This window comes from Pseudomonas sp. G(2018), assembly GCF_005502415.1.
Lineage (GTDB): Bacteria > Pseudomonadota > Gammaproteobacteria > Pseudomonadales > Pseudomonadaceae > Aquipseudomonas.
Window position 1 is genome coordinate 131,421 of record NZ_SCOO01000010.1, and the last position, 16,196, is coordinate 147,616.

The 16,196-nt window shown below is 60.4% G+C and carries 15 protein-coding genes; all 15 read left to right on the plus strand.

The features are described 5' to 3' along the window. Nucleotides 1-253: 253 nt before the first annotated feature. The 15 genes from FFS64_RS13170 to FFS64_RS13240 all read left to right on the plus strand — a co-directional run bounded on the left by FFS64_RS13170 (nt 254) and on the right by FFS64_RS13240 (nt 16,096). Nucleotides 254-667, plus strand: coding sequence for an NADH-quinone oxidoreductase subunit A (locus FFS64_RS13170; protein WP_003223812.1), 414 nt, complete (start codon nt 254-256; stop codon nt 665-667). Between the two features lie 10 nt (nt 668-677). Next, nucleotides 678-1,352 carry an NADH-quinone oxidoreductase subunit B family protein gene (locus tag FFS64_RS13175; protein ID WP_047527662.1) on the plus strand — a complete coding sequence of 225 codons (675 nt, stop codon included), beginning with the start codon at nt 678-680 and terminating at the stop codon, nt 1,350-1,352. Nucleotides 1,353-1,424: 72 nt separating this feature from the next. Then, on the plus strand, nt 1,425-3,209 hold the full coding sequence (gene nuoC / locus FFS64_RS13180) for an NADH-quinone oxidoreductase subunit C/D (RefSeq protein WP_095192716.1): 1,785 nt from the start codon (nt 1,425-1,427) through the stop codon (nt 3,207-3,209). 2 nt (nt 3,210-3,211) lie between these two features. Continuing rightward, nucleotides 3,212-3,709 carry an NADH-quinone oxidoreductase subunit NuoE gene (gene nuoE, locus FFS64_RS13185; protein ID WP_008020715.1) on the plus strand — a complete coding sequence of 166 codons (498 nt, stop codon included), beginning with the start codon at nt 3,212-3,214 and terminating at the stop codon, nt 3,707-3,709. After that, on the plus strand, nt 3,706-5,061 hold the full coding sequence (nuoF, locus tag FFS64_RS13190; protein WP_137805756.1) for an NADH-quinone oxidoreductase subunit NuoF: 1,356 nt from the start codon (nt 3,706-3,708) through the stop codon (nt 5,059-5,061). The genes nuoE and nuoF overlap by 4 nt, the downstream gene beginning before the upstream one ends. 137 nt (nt 5,062-5,198) lie before the next feature. After that, nucleotides 5,199-7,913 carry an NADH-quinone oxidoreductase subunit NuoG gene (gene nuoG, locus FFS64_RS13195; RefSeq protein ID WP_137805757.1) on the plus strand — a complete coding sequence of 905 codons (2,715 nt, stop codon included), beginning with the start codon at nt 5,199-5,201 and terminating at the stop codon, nt 7,911-7,913. After that, nucleotides 7,910-8,917 (plus strand): NADH-quinone oxidoreductase subunit NuoH, encoded by a 1,008-nt coding sequence (gene nuoH / locus FFS64_RS13200; protein ID WP_095192719.1) that lies wholly within the window; start codon nt 7,910-7,912, stop codon nt 8,915-8,917. The genes nuoG and nuoH overlap by 4 nt, the downstream gene beginning before the upstream one ends. Nucleotides 8,918-8,929: 12 nt before the next feature. After that, nucleotides 8,930-9,475, plus strand: coding sequence for an NADH-quinone oxidoreductase subunit NuoI (gene nuoI / locus FFS64_RS13205; protein WP_007970449.1), 546 nt, complete (start codon nt 8,930-8,932; stop codon nt 9,473-9,475). A 9-nt stretch (nt 9,476-9,484) separates the two neighbouring features. Beyond that, a complete protein-coding gene (gene nuoJ, locus FFS64_RS13210; RefSeq protein ID WP_095192720.1) occupies nt 9,485-9,988 on the plus strand; it encodes an NADH-quinone oxidoreductase subunit J in 504 nt (167 codons plus the stop codon). A gap of 2 nt (nt 9,989-9,990) precedes the next feature. Further along, complete coding sequence (gene nuoK / locus FFS64_RS13215; RefSeq protein ID WP_007946416.1) at nt 9,991-10,299, plus strand: NADH-quinone oxidoreductase subunit NuoK; 309 nt, start codon at nt 9,991-9,993, stop codon at nt 10,297-10,299. Then, nucleotides 10,296-12,149, plus strand: coding sequence for an NADH-quinone oxidoreductase subunit L (nuoL, locus tag FFS64_RS13220; RefSeq protein ID WP_095192721.1), 1,854 nt, complete (start codon nt 10,296-10,298; stop codon nt 12,147-12,149). The genes nuoK and nuoL overlap by 4 nt, the downstream gene beginning before the upstream one ends. A gap of 39 nt (nt 12,150-12,188) precedes the next feature. After that, nucleotides 12,189-13,721 (plus strand): NADH-quinone oxidoreductase subunit M, encoded by a 1,533-nt coding sequence (gene nuoM / locus FFS64_RS13225; protein WP_137805758.1) that lies wholly within the window; start codon nt 12,189-12,191, stop codon nt 13,719-13,721. 7 nt (nt 13,722-13,728) lie between these two features. Further along, nucleotides 13,729-15,192 carry an NADH-quinone oxidoreductase subunit NuoN gene (nuoN, locus tag FFS64_RS13230; protein ID WP_095192723.1) on the plus strand — a complete coding sequence of 488 codons (1,464 nt, stop codon included), beginning with the start codon at nt 13,729-13,731 and terminating at the stop codon, nt 15,190-15,192. Between the two features lie 249 nt (nt 15,193-15,441). After that, nucleotides 15,442-15,792 (plus strand): toxin, encoded by a 351-nt coding sequence (locus FFS64_RS13235; protein WP_137805759.1) that lies wholly within the window; start codon nt 15,442-15,444, stop codon nt 15,790-15,792. Continuing rightward, the gene (locus FFS64_RS13240; RefSeq protein ID WP_095192725.1) at nt 15,782-16,096 is read left to right on the plus strand and encodes a DNA-binding transcriptional regulator; all 315 of its coding nucleotides are present in this window, start codon (nt 15,782-15,784) and stop codon (nt 16,094-16,096) included. Before FFS64_RS13235 ends, FFS64_RS13240 begins: the two co-directional genes overlap by 11 nt. The last annotated feature ends 100 nt before the right edge of the window (nt 16,097-16,196 follow it).

The window sequence follows — 16,196 nt, forward strand, 5'->3', positions numbered from 1 at the left end:
TTAGCCACAACTATGTTCGTTACATTCCCTACAAAACATATTTGACGAAATGCCGGCTAATGCCCGCAACGCAAGGGCTACAGGGCTTTGAGGGCTCGCTATGTCCTTATTCCTATAAATAATTTCGCTATAGGAATTTTACTTGCAGGGTGTTTAGCCATAAAATCAGCGGGATTGATTGCTGCGACATATCGTCACTGCTTTGTTTCTTTTCAAGCTCAGAGACCCTTGCTCTCTGTTAAGGATTACCAGCATGCCCGAAGCGACAGGACTCATGGCCCACAACTGGGGCTTTGCCATTTTCCTTCTGGGCGTTGTCGGCCTCTGTGCCTTCATGCTCGGTGTCTCCAGCCTCCTTGGGTCAAAAGCCTGGGGTCGCAGCAAAAACGAACCGTTCGAGTCCGGCATGCTACCTACAGGTGGCGCCCGCTTGCGGCTCTCAGCCAAATTCTATCTGGTCGCGATGCTCTTCGTGATCTTCGATATCGAAGCCCTTTTTCTCTTTGCATGGTCTGTGTCCGTCCGCGAAAGCGGCTGGACCGGATTCGTCGAAGCTCTCGTTTTCATAGCAATTCTGTTGGCAGGCCTTGTCTACCTATTCCGAGTGGGCGCCCTTGACTGGGCTCCGGAAGCTCGGCGCAAGCGGCAAGCGAAGCTGAAACAATGAGGCTTTGGCAATGCAATACAATCTCACCAGGATCGACCCCGATGCTCCTAACGAGCAGTATCCGATTGGCGAACGGGAAACCGTTTCCGATCCGTTAGAAGATCAAGTCCACAAAAACATTTTCATGGGCAAGCTCGAAGACGTGCTTAACGGCACGATCAACTGGGGGCGCAAGAACTCCCTGTGGCCGTATAACTTCGGCCTTTCGTGCTGCTATGTGGAAATGACCACCGCCTTCACGGCGCCCCACGACATCGCGCGCTTTGGCGCCGAGGTTATCCGGGCATCGCCGCGTCAGGCGGATTTCATGGTTATCGCCGGTACCTGCTTCATCAAGATGGCGCCGATCATTCAGCGTCTCTACGAGCAAATGCTCGAACCGAAATGGGTTATCTCCATGGGTTCGTGCGCCAACTCCGGTGGCATGTACGACATCTACTCTGTCGTTCAAGGGGTGGACAAGTTCCTGCCCGTGGACGTCTACGTGCCTGGCTGCCCGCCCCGCCCTGAAGCTTTCCTGCAAGGCCTGATGCTGTTGCAGGAGTCGATTGGCCAGGAGCGTCGCCCACTTTCCTGGGTCGTTGGCGATCAAGGCGTTTATCGCGCCGAGATGCCTTCCGAAAAGGAAAAGCGCCGCGAACAGCGTATTCAGGTAACCAACCTGCGCAGCCCCGACGAAGTCTGATCCAGTTCTGCTGTTTCAAAGAAACGAAAAACTGGCTTCATTCTTTACGTTGACCGAAAGCGATAAATAACCATGACTACAGGCAGTGCTCTGTACATCCCGCCTTATAAGGCAGACGACCAGGATGTGGTCGTCGAACTGAACAACCGTTTTGGCCCCGAGGCGTTCACCGCCCAGCCTACCCGCACCGGCATGCCGGTGCTTTGGGTTGCCCGCGCCAAACTCGTCGAAGTCCTGACTTTCCTGCGCAACCTGCCCAAGCCGTACGTCATGCTCTATGACCTGCACGGCGTGGACGAGCGCCTGCGCACCAAGCGTCAAGGGCTGCCGAACGGCGTCGACTTCTCCGTGTTCTATCACTTGATGTCGATCGAACGTAATAGTGACGTAATGATCAAGGTCGCCTTGTCCGAAAGCGACCTCAGCTTGCCGAGCGTCACCAGCATCTGGCCGAACGCCAACTGGTACGAGCGTGAAGTCTGGGACATGTACGGCATCGACTTCAAAGGCCACCCGCACCTGTCGCGCATCATGATGCCGCCGACCTGGGAAGGTCACCCGCTGCGCAAGGACTTCCCGGCCCGTGCCACCGAGTTCGATCCGTTCAGCCTGACCCTGGCCAAGCAACAGCTCGAGGAAGAAGCCGCGCGCTTCAAGCCTGAAGACTGGGGCATGAAACGTTCCGGTCCGAACGAGGACTACATGTTCCTCAACCTGGGTCCCAACCACCCTTCGGCGCACGGTGCGTTCCGCATCATCCTGCAGCTGGACGGTGAAGAAATCGTCGACTGCGTACCGGACATCGGCTACCACCACCGTGGTGCCGAGAAGATGGCCGAGCGTCAGTCCTGGCACAGCTTCATTCCGTACACCGACCGTATCGACTACCTCGGCGGCGTGATGAACAACCTGCCGTACGTGCTCTCGGTCGAGAAGCTGGCCGGCATCAAGGTGCCGGAGAAGGTCGACGTCATCCGCATCATGATGGCCGAGTTCTTCCGGATCACCAGTCACCTGCTGTTCCTGGGTACCTACATCCAGGACGTCGGCGCCATGACCCCGGTGTTCTTCACCTTTACCGACCGTCAGCGCGCCTACACCGTGATCGAAGCCATCACCGGTTTCCGCCTGCACCCGGCCTGGTACCGCATTGGTGGCGTCGCCCATGACCTGCCGCGCGGCTGGGAAAAACTGGTCAAGGACTTCGTCGAGTGGATGCCCAAGCGTCTGGACGAATACCAGAAAGCCGCCCTGGACAACAGCATCCTGCGTGGCCGGACCATCGGCGTCGCCGACTACAACACCAAGCAAGCCCTGGAATGGGGTGTCACCGGTGCCGGTCTGCGTTCCACCGGTTGCGACTTCGACCTGCGTAAAGCGCGTCCGTACTCGGGCTACGAAAACTTCGAGTTCGAAGTACCGCTGGCGGCCAATGGCGATGCCTACGACCGTTGCATCGTGCGTGTCGAGGAGATGCGCCAGAGCATCAAGATCATCGACCAGTGCCTGCGCAACATGCCGGAAGGCCCGTACAAGGCGGATCACCCGCTGACCACGCCGCCGCCGAAAGAGCGCACGCTGCAGCACATCGAAACCTTGATCACGCACTTCCTGCAAGTTTCGTGGGGCCCGGTCATGCCGGCCAACGAATCCTTCCAGATGATCGAAGCGACCAAGGGCATCAACAGTTATTACCTGACGAGCGATGGCGGCACAATGAGCTACCGCACCCGGATTCGTACCCCAAGCTTCCCGCACCTGCAGCAGATCCCTTCGGTGATCAAAGGCAGCATGGTCGCGGACTTGATCGCGTACCTGGGTAGTATCGATTTCGTTATGGCCGACGTGGACCGCTAAGCATGAACAGCACGCTTATCCAGACAGACCGTTTCACCCTGAGTGAAACCGAGCGCTCGGCCATCGAGCACGAGCTGCATCACTACGAAGACCCGCGCGCGGCGTCGATCGAAGCCCTGAAGATCGTCCAGAAGGAACGTGGCTGGGTGCCGGATGGCGCCCTGTACGCCATCGGCGAAATCCTCGGCATTCCGGCCAGCGACGTTGAAGGCGTGGCGACGTTCTATAGTCAGATCTTCCGTCAACCGGTCGGCCGCCACATCATTCGCGTCTGCGACAGCATGGTCTGCTACATCGGCGGCCACGAGTCGGTGGTCAGCGAAATCCAGAGCAAGCTGGGCATCGGCCTGGGTCAGACCACCGCCGACGGTCGTTTCACCCTGCTGCCGGTCTGCTGCCTCGGTAACTGCGACAAGGCGCCGGCGTTGATGATCGACGACGACACGTTCGGTGATGTGCAGCCAGCAGGCGTTGCCAAATTGCTCGAGGGCTACGTATGACCCTGACTTCCTTCGGTCCTGCCAACCGCATCAAGCGTTCGGCCGAAACTCACCCGCTCACCTGGCGTCTGCGTGACGACGGCGAAGCCGTATGGCTCGACGAATACCAGGCCAAGAACGGTTACGCCGCTGCGCGCAAGGCCTTCGCCGACATGGCTCAGGACGACATCGTCCAGACCGTGAAAGACTCCGGCCTCAAGGGCCGCGGCGGTGCAGGCTTCCCCACTGGCGTGAAGTGGGGCCTGATGCCGAAAGACGAATCCATCAACATCCGCTACCTGCTGTGCAACGCGGATGAAATGGAGCCCAACACCTGGAAAGACCGCATGCTGATGGAGCAACTGCCCCATCTGCTGATTGAAGGCATGCTGATCAGTGCCCGCGCACTGAAAACCTACCGTGGCTACATCTTCCTGCGTGGCGAGTACACCACCGCCGCCAAGCACTTGAACCGTGCCGTGGAAGAAGCCAAGGCAGCGGGCCTGCTGGGCAAGAACATCCTGGGCAGCGGTTTTGATTTCGAGCTGTTCGTCCACACCGGCGCCGGGCGTTACATCTGCGGTGAAGAAACCGCACTGATCAACTCCCTTGAAGGCCGCCGCGCCAACCCGCGCTCCAAGCCGCCCTTCCCTGCCGCCGTTGGCGTATGGGGCAAGCCGACCTGCGTGAACAACGTCGAAACCCTGTGCAACGTCCCGGCGATCATCGCCGACGGCGTGGACTGGTACAAATCGCTGGCTCGCGAAGGCAGTGAAGACATGGGCACCAAGCTCATGGGCTTCTCCGGCAAGGTCAAGAACCCGGGCCTGTGGGAACTGCCATTTGGCGTCACCGGTCGCGAGCTGTTCGAAGACTACGCCGGCGGCATGCGCGACGGTTACCAGCTCAAGGCCTGGCAACCCGGCGGCGCCGGTACCGGTTTCCTGTTGCCGGAACACCTGGATGCACAAATGTACGCCGGCGGCATCGCCAAGGTGGGCACCCGCATGGGTACCGGCCTGGCCATGGCGGTGGACGACAGCGTCAACATGGTGTCCCTGCTGCGCAACATGGAAGAGTTCTTCGCCCGTGAGTCATGCGGTTTCTGCACCCCGTGCCGTGACGGTCTGCCGTGGAGCGTGAAGCTCTTGCGTGCGATCGAGAACGGTGAAGGGCAAGCCGGCGATATCGAGACCCTGCTGGGTCTGGTCGGCTTCCTCGGTCCAGGCAAGACCTTCTGTGCTCACGCACCGGGTGCCGTGGAGCCATTGGGCAGCGCCATCAAATACTTCCGCCATGAGTTCGAAGCCGGCATCGCGCCCACCAGCGCCGTCGTCCCGCCTCTGGCAAGGCCGATCGTAGTCGGCGCGTAAACGCTTAAAAAAGGCGAAGGGTCCGTGCCCTTCGCTTTTCGTGCGATGACGCCTTTAACGGCTGTATTGATTCGCGCGGATAACAAGATTCCATTAGCCACGCCCGCTGACACCGGGCCAACGAAGAACTTTGAACCATGGCCACTATCCACGTAGACGGCAAAGAGCTCGAAGTCGATGGGGCAGACAACCTGTTACAGGCATGTCTGTCGCTAGGCCTCGATATCCCTTATTTCTGCTGGCACCCCGCCCTTGGCAGCGTTGGCGCTTGTCGCCAGTGCGCGGTCAAGCAGTACACCGACGAGAACGACAAGCGTGGTCGGATCGTCATGTCCTGCATGACCCCCGCCACCGACGGCAGCTGGATCTCCATCGACGACGAAGAAGCGAAAGTATTTCGCGCCAGCGTCGTCGAATGGCTGATGACCAACCACCCTCACGACTGCCCGGTCTGTGAAGAAGGCGGTCACTGCCACCTGCAAGACATGACGGTAATGACCGGCCACAACGAGCGCCGTTACCGCTTCACCAAGCGCACCCACCAGAACCAGCAACTGGGGCCGTTCATTTCCCACGAGATGAACCGCTGCATCGCTTGCTACCGCTGCGTGCGCTTCTATAAGGATTACGCCGGCGGCACCGACCTGGGCGTGTTCGGCGCCCACGACAACGTGTACTTCGGTCGCGTTGAAGACGGCGTGCTGGAAAGCGAGTTCTCCGGCAACCTCACCGAGGTCTGCCCGACCGGTGTGTTCACCGACAAGACCCACTCCGAGCGCTACAACCGTAAATGGGACATGCAGTTCTCGCCGAGCATCTGCCATGGCTGCTCCAGCGGTTGCAACATTTCCCCGGGCGAGCGTTACGGTGAGCTGCGTCGTATCGAAAACCGTTTCAACGGTTCGGTAAACCAGTACTTCCTGTGCGACCGTGGCCGTTTCGGCTATGGCTACGTCAACCGCAAGGACCGTCCACGTCAGCCTTTGCTGGCCAACGGCGCCAAGCTGACCCTCGACGAAGCGCTGGATAAAGCCGCCGATCTGTTGCGCGGCCGCAACATCGTCGGTATCGGTTCGCCACGCGCCAGCCTCGAAAGCAACTACGCGTTGCGCGAACTGGTCGGCGCCGAGCACTTCTACTCTGGTATCGAAGCGTCCGAGCTGGAGCGCATCCGTCTGGTGCTGCAAGTGCTCAAAGACAGCCCGCTGCCAGTGCCGAACATGCGCGACATCGAAGACCACGACGCCGTGTTCGTCCTCGGCGAAGACCTGACCCAGACCGCAGCCCGTATGGCCTTGGCCCTGCGTCAGTCGGTCAAAGGCAAAGCTGAAGACATGGCCGACGCCATGCGCGTCCAGCCCTGGCTCGACGCCGCGGTGAAGAACATCGGTCAGCACGCGCTGAACCCGCTGTTTATCGCCAGCCTGGCTGAAACCAAGCTCGACGACATCGCCGAAGAATGCGTTCACGCCGCTCCAGACGACCTGGCCCGTATCGGTTTCGCCGTGGCTCACGCCCTCGACGCCAGCGCTCCAGCCGTTGAAGGCCTGGATGCCGAAGCCCTTGAGCTGGCCAAGCGCATTGCCGACGCCCTGCTCGCGGCCAAGCGCCCACTGATCATCGCCGGTACGTCCCTGGGCTCCAAAGCCTTGATCGAAGCCGCCGCGAACATCGCCAAGGCCTTGAAGCTGCGCGAGAAGAACGGTTCCATCAGCCTGATCGTGCCGGAAGCCAACAGCCTCGGCCTGGCCATGCTCGGTGGCGAATCGGTCGACGCTGCGCTGCAAGCGGTGATCGATGGCAAGGCCGACGCCATCGTCGTGCTGGAAAACGATCTGTACACCCGTACCGACAAAGCCCGTGTGGATGCTGCCCTGACCGCCGCGAAAGTGGTGATCGTGGCTGACCACCAGAAGACCGCCACCAGCGATCGCGCGCACCTGGTTCTGCCAGCCGCCAGCTTCGCCGAAGGCGACGGTACCCTGGTCAGCCAGGAAGGCCGCGCCCAACGCTTCTTCCAGGTGTTCGATCCGAAGTACATGGACGCCAGCATCCTGGTTCACGAAGGCTGGCGCTGGCTGCATGCCCTGCGCGCGACCCTGCTGAACCAGCCGATCGACTGGACCCAGCTGGACCACGCCACCGCTGCCGTGGCGGCAAGCACGCCGCAACTGAACCGCATCGTCGATGCCGCACCGTCCGCCGCGTTCCGCATCAAGGGCATGAAACTGGCCCGTGAACCGCTGCGTTACTCCGGTCGTACCGCCATGCGCGCCGACATCAACGTGCATGAACCGCGTACCCCGCAGGACAAGGACACCGCGTTCGCCTTCTCGATGGAAGGTTACTCGGGTTCGGCCGAACCGCGTCAACAAGTGCCTTTCGCCTGGTCTCCGGGCTGGAACTCGCCGCAAGCCTGGAACAAGTTCCAGGACGAAGTCGGTGGTCACATCCGTGCCGGCGACCCGGGCACCCGCCTGATCGAAAGCACCGGTGACTCGCTGAACTGGTTCGCCAGTGTTCCGCGTGCGTTCAACCCGGCTCCTGGTACCTGGCAGGCCGTGCCGTTCTTCCACCTGTTCGGCAGCGAAGAAAACTCTTCGAAAGCCGCTCCGGTCCAGGAACGCATTCCGGCCGCCTACGTGGCCCTGGCCAAGTCCGAAGCCGACCGCCTGGGTGTCAACGACGGCGCCATGCTGAGCTTGAACGTGGCTGGCCAGACCCTGCGCCTGCCACTGCGTATCAATGAAGAGCTGGGCGCCGGCCTGGTGGCATTGCCTGCGGGCATCGCCGGCATTCCACCAGCCATCTTTGGCCAATCCGTTGACGGTCTGCAGGAGGCAGCGCAATGACCTTGTTCACTCCTGAAGTGATCGACATCATCATCGCGGTCCTCAAGGCCGTGGTGATTCTGCTCGCCGTGGTGGTCTGCGGCGCCCTGCTCAGCTGGGTCGAGCGTCGCCTGCTCGCCCTCTGGCAGGACCGTTACGGTCCGAACCGCGTCGGTCCGTTCGGTGCGTTCCAGATCGCCGCCGACATGATCAAGATGTTCTTCAAGGAAGACTGGACCCCGCCGTTCGCCGACAAGATGATCTTCACCCTGGCACCGGTAGTGGCCATGAGCGCCCTGCTGATTGCCTTCGTGATCATCCCGATCACCCCGACCTGGGGCGTGGCGGATATCAACATCGGCATCCTGTTCTTCTTTGCCATGGCCGGTCTGTCGGTCTACGCGGTGCTGTTCGCCGGCTGGTCGAGCAACAACAAGTTCGCCCTGCTGGGCAGCTTGCGGGCCTCGGCACAAACCGTGTCGTACGAAGTGTTCATGGGCCTGTCGCTGATGGGCATCGTGATCCAGGTCGGCTCGTTCAACATGCGCGACATCGTTGAATACCAGGCCCAGAACCTGTGGTTCATCATTCCGCAGATCTTCGGTTTCCTGACCTTCTTCATTGCTGGCGTGGCCGTGACTCACCGTCACCCGTTCGACCAGCCGGAAGCGGAACAGGAACTGGCCGACGGTTACCACATTGAATACGCCGGCATGAAATGGGGCATGTTCTTCGTCGGCGAGTACATCGGTATCGTGCTGATTTCGGCGCTGCTGGTGACCTTGTTCTTCGGTGGCTGGCACGGTCCGTTCGGCATTCTGCCGCAGATCCCGTTCATCTGGTTCGCACTGAAAACCGGGTTCTTCATCATGATGTTCATCCTGTTGCGCGCTTCGATTCCGCGCCCACGGTATGACCAGGTGATGGATTTCAGCTGGAAGTTCTGCCTGCCGCTGACCCTCGTCAACATGCTGGTGACCGCTGCGATCGTGTTGCTCAACACGCCCGCCGTCGCGGCTCAGTGAGGATAGAGAATCATGAAGTACATATTTGACATCGTGCATGGCTTCTACACCCAGCTTCGCAGCCTGGTGATGATTTTCGGCCACGCCTTCCGCAAGCGCGACACGCTGCAGTACCCGGAAGAACCGGTCTACCTGCCGCCTCGCTACCGTGGCCGTATCGTCCTGACCCGCGACCCCGACGGCGAAGAGCGTTGCGTAGCCTGCAACCTGTGCGCCGTGGCTTGCCCGGTCGGTTGCATCTCGCTGCAGAAAGCTGAAACCGAAGACGGTCGCTGGTACCCGGACTTCTTCCGCATCAACTTCTCGCGCTGCATTTTCTGCGGCCTCTGCGAGGAAGCCTGCCCGACCACCGCGATCCAGCTGACACCGGATTTCGAGATGGCCGAGTTCAAACGTCAGGACCTGGTTTACGAGAAAGAAGATCTGCTGATCTCCGGCCCCGGCAAAAACCCTGATTACAACTTCTATCGTGTTGCAGGTATGGCGATTGCCGGTAAGCCGAAGGGCTCCGCGCAGAATGAAGCCGAACCGATCAACGTGAAGAGCTTGCTGCCTTAAGGAAGAAAGATGGAATTCGCTTTCTATTTCGCATCGGGTATCGCTGTTGTGTCCACGCTTCGCGTGATCACCAACACCAACCCTGTGCACGCCCTGCTCTACCTGATCATTTCGCTGATCGCCGTGGCAATGACGTTTTTCGCCCTCGGCGCGCCGTTCGCCGGTGTGCTGGAAGTGATCGCCTACGCTGGCGCCATCATGGTGCTGTTCGTGTTCGTGGTGATGATGCTGAACCTGGGCCCGGCCTCGGTTCAGCAGGAGCGTGTCTGGCTCAAGCCCGGTATCTGGGGCGGCCCGGTCGCCCTCGCCGCGCTGCTGCTGGTTGAACTGCTGTATGTGCTGTTCTCCGACCAGACCGGCCAGGCCATCGGCCACACCACCGTAGACGCCAAGGCCGTGGGCATCAGCCTGTTCGGTCCTTACCTGCTGGTGGTCGAACTCGCCTCGATGCTGCTGCTCGCCGCAGCCGTGACGGCGTTCCACTTGGGCCGCAACGAAGCCAAGGAGCAATGACGATGCCTGCTATCCCTATGGAGCATGGTCTGGCGGTCGCCGGCATCCTGTTCTGCCTCGGTCTGGTCGGCCTGATGGTCCGCCGCAACATTCTTTTCGTGCTGATGAGCCTGGAGGTCATGATGAATGCCTCCGCGTTGGCGTTCATCGTTGCCGGTAGCCGCTGGGCGCAGCCGGATGGACAGATCATGTTCATCCTGGTGATCAGCCTGGCAGCCGCCGAGGCCAGTATCGGCCTGGCGATTCTGTTGCAGCTGTACCGCCGCTTCCACACTCTCGATATCGACGCTGCCAGCGAGATGCGCGGATGAATCTTCTCTATCTGACTTTCGTATTCCCTCTCATTGGTTTCCTGCTGCTGTCGTTCTCCCGTGGACGCCTCTCGGAAAACCTCTCGGCGCTGATCGGCGTCGGTTCCGTCGGCTTGTCGGCCATCGTCACGGCTTACGTGATCTGGCAGTTCAACGTCGCACCACCGGAAGGCGGCCACTACACCCAGGTGTTGTGGCAGTGGATGGCGGTGGAAGGCTTCACGCCGAACTTCGCGCTGTACCTGGATGGTCTGTCCCTGACCATGCTCGGTGTCGTAGTCGGCGTAGGCTTCCTGATCCACCTGTTCGCGTCCTGGTACATGCGCGGTGAAGCCGGTTACTCGCGCTTCTTCGCCTACACCAACCTGTTTATCGCCAGCATGCTGTTCCTGGTGCTGGGCGATAACCTGTTGTTCCTGTACTTCGGCTGGGAAGGCGTGGGCCTGTGCTCGTACCTGTTGATCGGTTTCTACTACAGCAACCGCAACAACGGTAACGCCGCACTCAAAGCCTTCATCGTGACCCGTATCGGCGACGTGTTCATGGCCATCGGCCTGTTCATCCTGTTCGCTCAACTGGGCACGCTGAACGTCCAGGAACTGCTGGTGCTGGCACCGCAGAAATTCCAGGCCGGCGACTTCTGGATGGTCATGGCCACCCTGATGCTGCTGGGCGGCGCTGTCGGTAAATCCGCGCAACTGCCGCTGCAAACCTGGCTGGCGGATGCGATGGCCGGCCCGACTCCGGTTTCGGCACTGATCCACGCGGCAACGATGGTAACTGCAGGTGTCTACCTGATCGCCCGTACCCACGGTCTGTTCACCCTGGCGCCGGAAATCCTGCACCTTGTGGGCATCGTCGGTGGCGTGACCCTGGTGCTGGCCGGTTTTGCCGCGCTGGTGCAGACCGACATCAAGCGAATCCTCGCCTACTCGACCATGAGCCAGATCGGCTACATGTTCCTGGCCCTGGGCGTTGGTGCCTGGGACGGCGCGATCTTCCACCTGATGACCCACGCCTTCTTCAAGGCCCTGCTGTTCCTTGCTTCCGGTGCGGTGATCGTTGCCTGCCACCACGAGCAGGACATCTTCAAGATGGGCGGCCTGTGGAAGAAACTGCCTCTGGCCTACGCCAGCTTCATCGTTGGCGGCGCGGCCCTGGCGGCCCTGCCACTGGTCACCGCGGGCTTCTACTCCAAGGACGAAATCCTCTGGGAAGCGTTCGCCAGCGGCAACCAGGGTCTGCTCTACGCAGGTCTGGTCGGCGCGTTCATGACCTCGCTGTACACCTTCCGCCTGATCTTCATCGCGTTCCACGGTGAAGCGAAGACCGAAGCCCATGCCGGTCACGGCATCGCTCACTGGTTGCCACTGTCGGTGCTGATCGTGCTGTCGACCTTCGTCGGCGCGATGATCGTTCCGCCGCTGCACGGTGTACTGCCGCAAAGCGTCGGCCACGCCGGTGGCGAAGCCAAGCACAGCCTGGAAATTGCCTCGGGCGCCATCGCCCTGGCCGGTATCCTGCTGTCCGCGCTGCTGTTCCTCGGCAAGCGTCGCTTCGTGACCGCCATCGCCAACAGCGGCATCGGCCGTTTCCTGTCCGCCTGGTGGTTCGCTGCCTGGGGCTTCGACTGGATCTACGACAAACTGTTCGTCAAGCCATACCTGGCGATCAGCCACATCCTGCGCAAAGACCCGCTCGACCAGACCATCGGTCTGATACCGCGCATGGCCAAAGGCGGTCACACCGCCCTGAGCCGTACCGAGACCGGTCAACTGCGTTGGTATGCCGCCTCGATGGCTGCTGGTGCCGTGCTGGTAATCGGCGCCGTCGTGCTGGTAGCGGTCTGATATGAACCTTGCGAACTTGCGAAAGGAATTGAGCCCGTCATGATTCTGCCTTGGCTAATCCTGATCCCCTTCATCGGCGGCCTGCTGTGCTGGATGGGTGAGCGCTTCGGCGCCACCCTCCCCCGCTGGATTGCGCTGATCACCATGTCCCTGTTGCTCGCCCTCGGCCTCTGGCTGTGGGCCAACGGCGACTATTCACTTGCCCCGGCGCCAGGCGCCGATCCGAGCTGGGTGCTTGAGTTCAAGCACATCTGGATCCAGCGTTTCGGCATCAGCGTGCACCTGGCCCTCGACGGCCTGTCGCTGTTGATGATCCTGCTGACCGGTCTGCTGGGTGTTCTCTCGGTCCTCTGCTCGTGGAAAGAAATCCAGCGTCACGTTGGCTTCTTCCACCTGAACCTGATGTGGATCCTGGGCGGTGTCGTCGGCGTGTTCCTGGCCCTCGACCTGTTCATGTTCTTCTTCTTCTGGGAAATGATGCTGGTGCCGATGTACTTCCTCATCGCGCTCTGGGGTCACAGTTCTTCGGACGGCAAGAAAACCCGGATCTACGCGGCGACCAAGTTCTTCATCTTCACTCAGGCTTCCGGCCTGATCATGCTGGTGGCGATCCTGGGTCTGGTACTGGTCAACTTCAACGACACCGGCGTGATTACTTTCAACTACGCCGACCTGTTGAAAACCAAGATGTCGACGACCACCGAGTACATCCTGATGCTCGGCTTTTTCATCGCTTTCGCGGTGAAACTGCCGGTCGTGCCGTTCCACTCCTGGTTGCCTGACGCTCACGCCCAGGCGCCGACCGCGGGTTCCGTCGACCTCGCCGGTATCTTGCTGAAGACTGCTGCCTACGGCCTGCTGCGTTTCGCCCTGCCGCTGTTCCCGAACGCATCGGCCGAGTTCGCGCCGTTCGCCATGACCCTGGGTCTGATCGGGATTTTCTACGGTGCGTTCCTGGCGTTCGCGCAAACCGACATCAAGCGTCTGATTGCCTTCTCGTCCGTTTCCCACATGGGCTTCGTGCTGATCGGCATCTATTCCGGCAGCCAACTGGCGCTGCAGGGCGCGGTGATGCAGATGCTGGCGCACGGTCTGTCGGCCGCGGCACTCTTTATCCTGAGTGGCCAGCTGTACGAGCGCACCCACACCCGCGACATGCGTGAAATGGGTGGCCTGTGGTCGAAGATCGCTTACCTGCCGGCCCTCAGCCTGTTCTTCGCAGCCGCGTCCCTGGGCCTGCCGGGTACCGGTAACTTCGTCGGCGAGTTCCTGATCCTGATCGGCACCTTCCCGATCGCCCCATGGGTCACCATCATCGCGACGTCCGGCCTGGTGTTCGGTTCGGTCTACTCGCTGATCATGATCCATCGTGCCTACTTCGGCCCGGCCAAGTCGGACGCGGTGCTGCATGGCATGGACGGTCGCGAAATGATCATGGTGGTCGGTCTGGCAGCGCTGCTGATCTACATCGGCGTCTACCCGCAACCGTTCCTCGATACCTCTGCCGCTACGATGCATGGCGTGCAGCAGTGGCTCGGCACCGCCTTCACTCAACTCGCTTCGGCCCGGTAAGAGCGCTATGGAATTCACGACTCAACACTTTATCGCGCTTGCGCCGTTGTTGATCACCAGCGCCACGATCATCGTGGTGATGCTGGCGATCGCCTGGCGCCGCAACCACTCCCAGACCTTCCTGCTGTCGGTGGCGGGTCTGAACCTGGCATTGCTGTCCATCCTGCCGGCCCTGAAAGTCGCGCCTTTGGCCGTGACCCCGTTGCTGCAGATCGACACCTTCGCCTGCCTGTACATGGCGCTGATCCTGGTCGCCACCCTCGCCTGTGTAACCCTCGCCCACGCCTACCTCGGCGATGGCGGTTCGGGTTACCCGGGTAACCGTGAAGAACTGTACCTGCTGATCCTGATGGCTGCCGCCGGCGGCCTGGTGCTGGTCAGCGCGCAGCACCTGGCCGGATTGTTCATCGGTCTGGAACTGCTGTCGGTACCGGTCTACGGTTTGGTGGCCTACGCCTTCTTCAACAAGCGCTCGCTGGAAGCCGGTATCAAGTACATGGTGCTGTCGGCTGCCGGTTCCGCGTTCCTGTTGTTCGGTATGGCACTGCTGTATGCCGACTCCGGCTCCCTGAGCTTCGTCGGTATTGGCCAGGCTCTGGCGGCCACCGGCCTGCCAAGCTCGCTGGCGCAACTGGGCCTGGGCATGATGCTGATCGGCCTGGCGTTCAAGCTGTCGCTGGTACCGTTCCATCTCTGGACCCCGGACGTTTACGAAGGTGCTCCGGCGCCGGTCGCGGCGTTCCTGGCCACCGCTTCCAAAGTCGCCGTGTTCGCGGTGATGGTGCGTCTGTTCCAGATCTCGCCAGCCGCGAGCAGCGGTGTCCTGAGCGACGTGCTGACCATCATCGCCATCGCGTCGATCCTGTTCGGTAACCTGCTGGCCCTGACCCAGAGCAACCTCAAGCGTCTGCTGGGTTACTCGTCCATCGCCCACTTCGGTTACCTGCTGATCGCCCTGGTGGCGAGCAAGGGTTTGGCCGTGGAAGCCATCGGCGTGTACCTGGTCACCTACGTGATCACCAGCCTCGGCGCCTTCGGCGTGATCACCCTGATGTCCTCGCCGTACAACGGCCGTGACGCGGACGCCCTGTACGAATACCGCGGCCTGTTCTGGCGCCGTCCGTACCTGACCGCCGTACTGACCGTGATGATGCTGTCCCTGGCCGGTATCCCGCTGACCGCAGGCTTCATCGGCAAGTTCTACATCATCGCCACCGGTGTCGAGTCGCACCAATGGTGGCTGGTCGGTTCCCTGGTACTGGGCAGCGCCATCGGCGTGTTCTACTACCTGCGCGTCATGGTCACCCTGTACCTGATCGAACCAAACCTGCGTCGCCACGATGCGCAACTGCACTGGGAACAACGTGCAGGCGGCGTGATGCTGCTGGCCATCGCGGTACTGGCCTTCTTCCTTGGCCTGTACCCACAACCGCTGCTGAACCTGGTTCAGCAATCGGGTCTGGCGGGTTGATCGCTTAAGCGTTCTCAGTAAAAACAGAAACGGCACCTTCGGGTGCCGTTTTTGTTTTTGTGGGATTTGTTACCGCTGCCCCGCCCCCCTTCTGCAATCCCCGAATGCTCTCGCTGGGCTGGTCGACTCGTCCTACAGGTGTTTTTACGACCGGGGTCTACCGTTAAAAACGGGAACGAAAAGGTTGGCCTCGATGGCTTGACCAATTCGACTACAGGGATAAAACTATACGTAGGTAGCGTACAGAACATGGATGCTCTATTTGTCGAGTTACGTATGTTTCAGAAACATCGAGACGATCACCTCGATGATGATCTGTTTCGCAGCTTTCAGTTGGAATTGCTGAAGAACCCCGAAGCGGGCGATCTCATTGAGGGCACCGGTGGGCTGCGCAAAATTCGCTTCTGCGATCAACGACGAAGTAAAGGCAAGCGCGGTGGCTTACGGGTGATTTATTACTGGTGGTCGGGCTTCAATCAGTTCTGGTTGTTCACCGTGTATGGCAAAGACGAGCAGGACGAGCTGTCGCCCTCCCAGAAAAAGCTTTTCAGACAAACGCTGGATAGAGAAATCAAAACGAGATTCCACTATGAAACGTGACATTTTTGCCGAACTGATGGATGGCCTCGAAGCCCTGGCCGATGAGCGCCAAGGCAAGATCACGTTGCGAACCCACAAGGTTCAACTGCCAGAACTGACGCCCATCACTGCCGAGGAAGTGGTCGCCATCCGCCAACAGCTCAACCTTTCCCGGTCGGTGTTTGCGATGTATCTGCGCACCAATACCCGAACCCTGGAAAACTGGGAACAGGGACGGGCAACGCCCAATGCCCAGGCCACGACCCTTATCCGCTTGGTCGAGCGCTTTCCGCAGACGATTGAACATCTCGCAGCCCTGACCTGAATTCAGAAGCTCTTGTGCCCGAAGCACGCGCCAGCAGCGCATTGCAGCGGGTACTTCTGTCAGATGCTTGTTCTGCTGATGAAAGTAGGTAACCGGGATG